Origin of the sequence: Streptomyces sp. NPDC019396, from assembly GCF_040632375.1 — a bacterium.
Classification (GTDB): Bacteria; Actinomycetota; Actinomycetes; order Streptomycetales; family Streptomycetaceae; genus Streptomyces.
Genome location: NZ_JBEYBS010000060.1, coordinates 1 through 7,881, shown reverse-complemented (window position 1 = coordinate 7,881; position 7,881 = coordinate 1). Strand labels below are relative to the sequence as shown.

Sequence of the window (7,881 nt, the reverse complement as noted above, 5' to 3'; positions counted from 1 at the left end):
GGACGTCAGACATCCCGCTCAACCACTCGAGGGCCTCACCCGTCACGCCACCCCGCCATCACCCGATCAGTGGCCACACTGAACAAGCTCACTGTTAGCCAAGTCAGCGGAACCACAACGGCACCGATTACCGCGGACACCGCAGAACCAGGCGCGGTACGGATGACGGTGCGGCGTACAAGGCCGCGCAGAGATGCCCTCCGGCGCGGGAGCAGCCCCACAAATGGTTGGACAAGGACCAAGTCGAATTGACTGAACCGATTCGGGCTATTTGGACAGAGCCTCCTTCAGGTCTCGTCGTGTCTCAATCCCAAGTTTTCTAAAGACACTGAGAAGATGATTATCTACAGTACGTTTCGAAAGAACCAGCTTTTCGGCGACCTCTGCATTTGTGTGACCTTCGGCGACCATGAGAGCAATTTCGAGTTCTCGGGTGGTGAGCGGAACTTCTTCTGTAGAGAAGAAAATCCCCGGAGTCCATACGTCTTCGCACTGCCTTTTCATCTGATTCATCATGCGAAGGGATGCCGTTGCTCGCCTCGAGTCTCCTTTATGGCGCCAAATACCTGCTGCGCTGGAGGCAGCCTCGGCGGCCAGAATAAAGGCTCCCGCCGCTTTGCACTCATTAGCAGAGTTCATAAGATCCTCTGGGCTGCTCCTGTGCATCGCTGTAGCAAACCTTGATCGGATCTTGGTGAGCTGATTTGAGGAATCTTGCGCCATTCGCTCGAGCCTGTCGGCAGCCTGCTTTTGCCCACCGACTCTACACAGATCCGTAAGGAGTCGGGCTTCGCTGCAATGGTGACCGATAGTTCTAGCATATGAAATACTTTCAATAAGTTTGTTGCGGGCGTCAGCGAGATCGCCTGATACCGCGGACAACCACACCTGCCCGAGGCAAAGCTCTGGCGCGAACGTTCCCCAAGCCTTCATTCCTTCCGCAGCCAGCAAAGCCTGTTTGGCAGCTTCTTTGTCCTGCATCAACGCGGCAGCCTCTGCGAGACGAATCCAGGCGGGATACAGCGGCCCCATGAAGTTATGTCGTTTTGCCAGAGCTACTGCTTGTGATGCCCACCGCCGTGCCGTGCGGGCTCTTCCTTCCAAAAGCGCAGCCCGGGACAGACTGGAGGCCAGCATGGTCAGGCACTCCGGGTCCTCATCGTCGACGGCGTCATCCCAGCCTTTGAGTAGCAGCATATAGGCCTGAGTGAGGTGCCCTGACTCTTGAAGCGCGCAAGCGACGGGGCCGACGTTCTGAGAGGGGTGAGGCAGCACGGTGGCTTCGATCAACTCAAGGCGTTCGCCGTGAGCCTTTCGAGCGAGAATAAGCCCCTCGTCAGATCTGCCCAAGAGGGTTAGGCAAAGCGCCAATGTAGGCTGACCTAGTGCTCTAATGCGAGCGTTGGGAAGGCGCTCTAGTCCACTTAGCAAATTCATCGCTTCAGGGATTTTGCCAATAGCGGCCAAAATAATACCGCGTGTGGCACTAAGGATGTCTCTACTTTCCGGAGCATGAGCCCTTTCGCTTGCTTCATCGTTAAGTTCCAGAGCCGCTTCAACATCGGCTTTCCCCCAGCAGAGAGCACGCTCCAGAGCAAGCACGGCGTAGATTCTCTCTGTTTCGTTACTAGCACGCGTAGTAGCTTCACGCAAAACGCTCAAAGATCGCTGGATTTCCCCCAGCTCATACAGAGCTTCTCCCAGCAAGAGGCGGGGCATGAAGCTGCCGTCGATACGGCACGCCGCCTCCGCGAGCGCTTTTACCTCACTGTATCCGTATACTCTGCGAGCAGCTTTTGATCCTTGCATGAGCGTATATGAATCAGCGACTCCTCGCGCATCTAGCTCCCATTTGGCAATATAACGGAAGTCGGCAGCCCGTCGCGCTCCCGATTCACGAATTCGCTCTGCCTCTGCCAGGAGAACCGCGCTTCTTGAAGACGGGGTCATGTGACTGCGGATCACCTCGGCGTATACAGGATGCGTGAGCTCCGCAGCATTTCGACGCCCATGCCTGATTACGCTTACGAGTCCAGCCGACTCGAGGTGTTTGATGGAACCCGAGAGGTCTGTCAAACTAGTCTGCCCGCAAAGCGCCAGAGTTTCCAGAATGCACCACGAATCTGGAGGAAGATCTTTGAGTCTGCGTTCAACCAGCTCCACGAGACGGGGCGTGGGGCCTTGCGTTCCCGTGATTTCCCACATTACCCCATTAAATTCGATATTTCCAGACCGCAAGGACCCGATCAGAAGCTCGCGCAGGTATAGGAAGTTCCCGCCACAGGCATTGAAGAAATATTCTGCGGTGCGAGGGCCGACGAGGCCTTCAAGCGCGGCAGACAGGGTCGCCTCTACAGTTTCGAGATCGATATATTGCAGCTCTAGCTGGTAAATAGAGTCACGATAGATGAGGTGAGATACTTCATTGCGAGAACTCTTACCGCCATCCATCACAAAGATAACGAAGGCGAAGCGCGCCTCAATTAGATGACCGAGGACTGTCAGAGATGCCTCGTCCAGCAACTCCGTATTATCTACCAAAAGCACTAGTTCGCTTGAGTGGTGACCCGCCGAGCCGGCCTTTTTCCGGAACGACTCCAGTGGGTTCGCTCGATCAAAATCATGTGGAAGGATATGGGACAGTGCGGCGAGCGGAAAGTCGCTTTCTGAGCTCCCTGCAGACCGCGCCGTAGGGTGGCCGAGCCTTTTCGCAGCTTGCAGACACTCGCTTGCGAGCCTCGACTTTCCCGAGCCATCCGGGCCCGTGATTAGGAATCCTTGGAGGGTTGCATCTCCCAACACCCGCAGGAAGCAGTTCATCTCTTCTTGGCGCCCAGTGAAAGGCCAAGGGCTTGTTTCGGGTTTCACGCACACCTGCTCACGTTCCGGAGATGGCACAGAGAGCACATATGGTACAAGTTGAAGCAGTCGATGTCCGTAAGGTTGTCGCGTACAGATGCTTGGGCCGTGTCGCTCTACGGGCGCTGACTGGCTGGGCTGGGCTGGGTACGTGGAGCGGGTTCGCTCCCGAGCCGTTTGTGAGGGCTCGCCAAACTGTTGGTTCGGATGCACCGGGTGCGGCCAAAGGAGTTCGGAAGTGAGAATTGACTGATCTTCTTTCATCCTGAATAGTCGCAGGTCAGCTATATGTGGATGGCTTGGACGGCGGTGCCGATTCTGCGGGTGGAGCATCTGGCTCGCCGTAGTAGCCGCCAGGGCTTCAGCTGCGCGAAGGCCCGTTCTCCTGGAGGTCTCAGGCGAGCGTGGTCGCGGTTAAACTGCTGGTAGTGCTCGGGTTGTTCGCGGTGATTCGTGTACGGGGTTCGGACAGTGGCGCCGGCGCCCTGGTAGGCGCGGTCCGCGAGGACGAGGATCTGTCGGTGAGGCGGGCCTGGACGATGCCGTGGGCGTGGCCTGCGGTCAGGTCGGTGGGTGCGGCCCGGTGTTGCGCGGGAGAACCACAGCGGCGTGCCGTCGGGTCGGGCGATGACCTGCACGGCGGCCCTGAGACCGGCCGACACCCGGTATGTCCTGTTGGACGGGACGCTCGCCGAGTGTGACCGGACCGGCGACGGGCGGGCGGACTACTCGGGCAAGCACCGTCGGCACGGGGCGAGCCCGCAGGTGGTGACTGCCCCGGACGGAACACTGGTGTGGATCTCACACGTTCTGCCGGGCCGGACCCACGATCTCACCGCGGCCCGCCGGCATCGGATCATCGCCCCCTGCATCCGGCTCAGCATCCCTGTCATCGCGGCCCGGGGCTACCAGGGCGTCGGCGACATCGTCGCCGTTCCGCATCGCCGCAGGCCCGGCAATGACCTCACGCTCAAGCAGAAGTGCGTCAACCGGGCCCACTCCCGGCTCCGATGGCCCGTCGAGAGAGCCATCGCGCAGATCAAGACCTGGCGCTTCCTCCGCAAAGCCCACTGCCACCCCACCAGGCTCACAACAATCACCAAAGCCATCCTCACCCTGGAGACTCAACGCTGAACAAGCTCAATATGCGGCGCCGGCCGCCGGTATAGGCGCGGAAGACTGCCGATCTGGGAAGTCTCCGTCCGTCCGGCGGTGCCGGAGTACTGGCGCTGAACCCTGGCGGAGCGGACACCCTTCTTCAAGAACCCGGTGTCGTTTACAATCAGCACCACATCCGCATCGCCCAGGTGCTCGATGACGTTAGTCCCGCACATCGTCCAGGACCTCGTCCGAGTCCCAGTCGATCCGGTTCAGCAGCCGGTGGGTCCGGACCCGCATGTCCTACTTCCTCGGCGAGCGTCCAGCCGTTCTTCCGCTCCAGCGGAGCAATCAGCCCCCGCATATAGGCAAGAGCCGACTCCCGCGGCTCCGAGCTGGAGAAGCGGTGCACGAACCGCTCGTGCAAGGTCTTCAGTTCACCGGCCCACGACCGGCACCAGCAATTTCCCCAGTCTTGACGGGCCAAACGAACCGACCCGCCCAACCGTCACGGCAAACACCGTTGCAGTACTAGGGCGGTTCTTCCGTAGGAAAGATGCGTTTACCCCGTCGGCGGTAAGTGTCAGGGTCACGGAGTCAGAGGCTGGAAACTCTGCAGAATCTTGTCGAACCGCCGCAGAGTTGTCGGCCACTCGCCAGCCGGGCTGGACATGTAGAGCGCGTACTCGGTGCCGTTTTCTGAAAAGTAGACCTGGTCGATGGAACGTCGTTCACTCCCGCTCTGAGTTTCAGTCCAGGTGAACTCCCACAGGACGGAATTCTCCTGGTCGCGGTAGATGTTCGGGGCAAGCCGCAAACGCCGGTACTTCGGTAGCCGTTTCCTGACGGTCTCCTCGATGTCGATCATGTGCAGAAATGGATTCTCGAAGTCAGGGGTCGGGTCGATGCTGATCCGGATGAGGTGGCGACCGTCGTCGGGCGTATAGTCGATATGCTCACCGTTCAGTTGCCGGTTCCAGCCCTCAGGCAGGAGCATGCTGAAGCCTTCAGGGTCATGAATCCGCTTCCACGTCTCTTCGGCCCGGGACTTTGCCGCGGTGGCTGAGCCGGTGGACGACGCTGAGGCCCAAGGGGCGCCGTCGTCGGGGACGATCGCTGTTCCGAAGCGGAGGGCCAGAAGGCCGACACCCCCGCCGATGATGGCTGCGAGGGCCGCCGCGGCTAGCGCCCGGCGCCAGCGGCTGGATCGCTTCCGATCGGTCGTCTCGGATGCCAGGGAAGGCGCGGGCTGGGTCAGCACTCCGGTCTTTGCGCGCTGCTTCTGCGTCGACGCAGATGACTGTGCTGCTTTGTCATGCCGGCCCTGGCTCGCTGCCAGCAGCATCCGCTCGACCTCATCCGCCGACGGCCTCTTCTCGGGCTCCTTGCGCAACAACGCGGCGATCACAGGACCCAACGGCCCCGCATGCCGAGCCTCCGGCGGCTCCTCGGTCACCACAGCCGTCATCGTGGACAGAGGCGAACTCCGGACAAACGGCGAACTCCCCTCCACCGCCGTGTAGAGCGTGACACCCAAAGACCACAGGTCGGAAGCGGGACCAGGCTCCCCACCACGAACCCGCTCGGGAGCCAAATACTCGAGAGAACCCACCAGCTCCCCAGTCCTGGTAAGGGTCGCGTCACCCTCGATCACAGCGATACCAAAGTCGGTGAGAAGGACCCGCCCGTCGGAAGCGAGAAGCACGTTGCCAGGTTTGACATCACGATGCAGAACCCCAGCCGCATGAGCAGCGCGCAGGGCACGCAGCACATGCAGCCCAAAACCGGCAACCTCCGCCGACGTGAAGCAACCGGACTCCTTGACAGCCTCAGCCAAAGACGAGCCGTCAACATATTGCATCACGATCCACGGCCGATCGTCGCACTCAAACACGTCATACACCGTGACCACGTTCGGATGAGCAATCCGGGCAGCAGCACGCGCCTCCTTCTGTGTGCGCGCATGCAGCACCGAACGATCAACCTCAGACACATACAGACCCGCAGTCAACTCCTTGACAGCAACAGCCCTATGCAAAACCTCATCCTGCGCACGCCACACACGGCCCATTCCCCCACGACCGATGCCCTCCACCAAACGATACCGCCCTGCCAGCAAAACTCCAGCCGCAGCACTCCCCATCTCCGATATATCCCTACCCTCAGCATCCGGAATGACAGCCTATGCAAAGTCGACGAGTACAGAAGGATTTGCGAATGGCGTATGTGGTTCTCACCTCTAATTTGCCCGTCGCCTCCGACGCCTTGAGTCATTAAGTTCGTGGTGCGGCTTGGGCGGATAGCCTGCAAGCCCCCTTTCATGACTGGTTGTGCCGCCCCAGATACCTCGCTCACGTTTGTGACAGGCATATGCGGCGCAGGCGACGATCAGTGGGCACTGCTGACAAAGAGCACGGGCCGGCACAATCGCTCGCCCCCCACCTACGGTGCCGCTATCTGCGTCGAAGAGAGTGGGGCGGGTGGTACAAGGAAGAGGAGAGTCCTGTTTACGCAGGAGGGTTGGAAATCTATTGGCCAGACGCGCAACAGTGTCAGGGTCAGGTAGCTGTATGGTAGTCATAGCGAGATCAGTCGTTGCGCAATCGAGTTGCGGTTGGATAGGGACAATCCGTTGTAGGGGTCGGACTGTTGGACGGCGCTCCCTCCTTTGCCTACCGGACGGACGGTTACCCGTCGGATGAGACTAGGGGGGGGCGACGTGGTCGCTTGCAAGGAACAAGAGGCTTCCCTCCCTATGAGAACCGATTGGACCCGCATCACACCTGAGTGAGAGATACCTATACTTTCAACGTGCGGCGAAACGGGGTGATGAGGAGGTCTGGAAGTCGTCGTGGATGCCCCTCGCGACGTTCCCACCCGGCGCGGAGGCGACGAGCGTGTGGAGCCAAGCGAAGGTGCGCTAGAGATCCTTAACGGTGCGGGTTACGTTGAGCCATGACAGCTGTCCTGGACGCGCCACGCCGGGGATGAGGTATCCAGATGGCGGTGGACTGACGGCCGAGGAACGGGCTCAGCGTGAGCCAGTCCGGCTCGAAGCCGGACCTGACCGAAGCCGACGCCAGTGACCGGGAGGCGGTTCAGGGTGACCCGGATGTCAGCGAACCGCTTGCGGCCGGGTTGGTTTCAGGCGGTCGCCAAGCCCCGGCGTTCAAGGGCCCCGAGGACGCCACTGCAAGCTCGATCGAGCAAGCTGCAGGCGGTGCTGGATGCCGGTCTGGCGCGGACCTGCTGCTGCACCGCATCGCCTCGATGCGTGCACCCATCCCGCAAGGCCACCAAGCGCGATGAGTCGAAAATCGCCGCCTGGGAGGCTGAGCAGTGGCCCGACATAACTGATCATTTCAGTATGAGGTTCGGAGTCTTCTCAAGCAGATGATGGTGCAGGCGAGGTGGAAATCGGCTCGTACCTCGTAGCGGGCGCGGAGCCGTTTGAACTGGTGCAGCCAGGCGAAGGTGCGCTCGACGTCATGCCCGAGCCGAAGCCGAGCTCCTGCGGCAGGTACTCCCAGGCGATCCCGGTGTGTAGCACGAACAGGATGCCCTGGTACACCAGCCGATCCGGATGCCGCTTGCGACCCAGATGCCAGGACCGCCGTTCTACCTTCAGGAGCAGCGGCTCGATCACGGCCCACATCGCATCATCCACTTCCCACGGCTTCGGCCGAGCCACCTTGCACCCCCGAATCGTCAGTCCCAGAGCGATCCCAACCACCTCAAAGAGCCGGGCAACCTGTCGCTTGCGGTACCGGTTGAGCCCCGTCGGCTAACGAGCTCGTGCATGGTAGGCGGTGAGGCGTCGAGCCGCAGGTGGTTGATCATGGTCGGGTGGTGGGGAACACGACTCGTGCAGCGATCATCAGCCACCGCCGGATCACGGGCCTGACAGCTGAGGTGATTGCTGAA

At 60.6% G+C, this 7,881-nt stretch carries 5 protein-coding genes and 4 pseudogenes; 2 read left to right on the top strand and 7 right to left on the bottom strand.

Features of this window, described 5'->3' with window-relative positions:
• Window positions 1-267: 267 nt before the first annotated feature.
• Together ABZ532_RS31000 and ABZ532_RS30995 are read right to left on the bottom strand one after the other, a co-directional pair.
• On the bottom strand, window positions 268-2,523 hold the full coding sequence (locus ABZ532_RS31000) for a helix-turn-helix transcriptional regulator (protein ID WP_361291201.1): 2,256 nt from the start codon (window positions 2,521-2,523) through the stop codon (window positions 268-270).
• Window positions 2,524-3,143: 620 nt separating this feature from the next.
• A complete protein-coding gene (locus ABZ532_RS30995; protein WP_361291198.1) occupies window positions 3,144-3,521 on the bottom strand; it encodes a transposase family protein in 378 nt (125 codons plus the stop codon).
• Window positions 3,522-3,525: 4 nt separating this feature from the next.
• Between ABZ532_RS30995 and ABZ532_RS30990 the strand changes: the two are divergent.
• Window positions 3,526-3,993 (top strand): annotated as a pseudogene (locus tag ABZ532_RS30990) (transposase family protein); the annotation flags it as partial.
• Window positions 3,994-4,024: 31 nt separating this feature from the next.
• Here the strand turns inward: ABZ532_RS30990 and ABZ532_RS30985 are convergent.
• The 3 genes and pseudogenes from ABZ532_RS30985 to ABZ532_RS30975 all read right to left on the bottom strand — a co-directional run.
• Window positions 4,025-4,393 (bottom strand): annotated as a pseudogene (locus ABZ532_RS30985) (transposase); the annotation flags it as partial.
• Window positions 4,394-4,546: 153 nt separating this feature from the next.
• Window positions 4,547-6,100, bottom strand: coding sequence for a serine/threonine-protein kinase (locus tag ABZ532_RS30980; protein ID WP_361291195.1), 1,554 nt, complete (start codon window positions 6,098-6,100; stop codon window positions 4,547-4,549).
• Window positions 6,101-6,196: 96 nt separating this feature from the next.
• Window positions 6,197-6,538 (bottom strand): WhiB family transcriptional regulator, encoded by a 342-nt coding sequence (locus ABZ532_RS30975; protein WP_361291192.1) that lies wholly within the window; start codon window positions 6,536-6,538, stop codon window positions 6,197-6,199.
• Between the two features lie 455 nt (window positions 6,539-6,993).
• Here ABZ532_RS30975 and ABZ532_RS30970 point away from each other — a divergent pair, with 455 nt between their 5' ends.
• A complete protein-coding gene (locus ABZ532_RS30970) occupies window positions 6,994-7,266 on the top strand; it encodes a hypothetical protein (protein WP_361291189.1) in 273 nt (90 codons plus the stop codon).
• 53 nt (window positions 7,267-7,319) lie between these two features.
• On the opposite strand, the pseudogene ABZ532_RS30965 reads toward ABZ532_RS30970, so the two are convergent.
• Together ABZ532_RS30965 and ABZ532_RS30960 are read right to left on the bottom strand one after the other, a co-directional pair.
• Window positions 7,320-7,442: pseudogene (locus ABZ532_RS30965) on the bottom strand (IS5/IS1182 family transposase); the annotation flags it as partial.
• A pseudogene (locus ABZ532_RS30960) lies at window positions 7,442-7,648 on the bottom strand (transposase); the annotation flags it as partial. The pseudogenes ABZ532_RS30965 and ABZ532_RS30960, both read right to left, overlap by 1 nt.
• Window positions 7,649-7,881 lie beyond the last annotated feature (233 nt).

Coding starts and splice junctions, on each gene's coding strand:
- ABZ532_RS30980 (WP_361291195.1), bottom strand. CDS start 6,100: ATGGGGAGTGCTGCGGCTGGAGTTTTGCTGGCAGGGCGGTATCGTTTG.
- ABZ532_RS30975 (WP_361291192.1), bottom strand. CDS start 6,538: ATGACTACCATACAGCTACCTGACCCTGACACTGTTGCGCGTCTGGCC.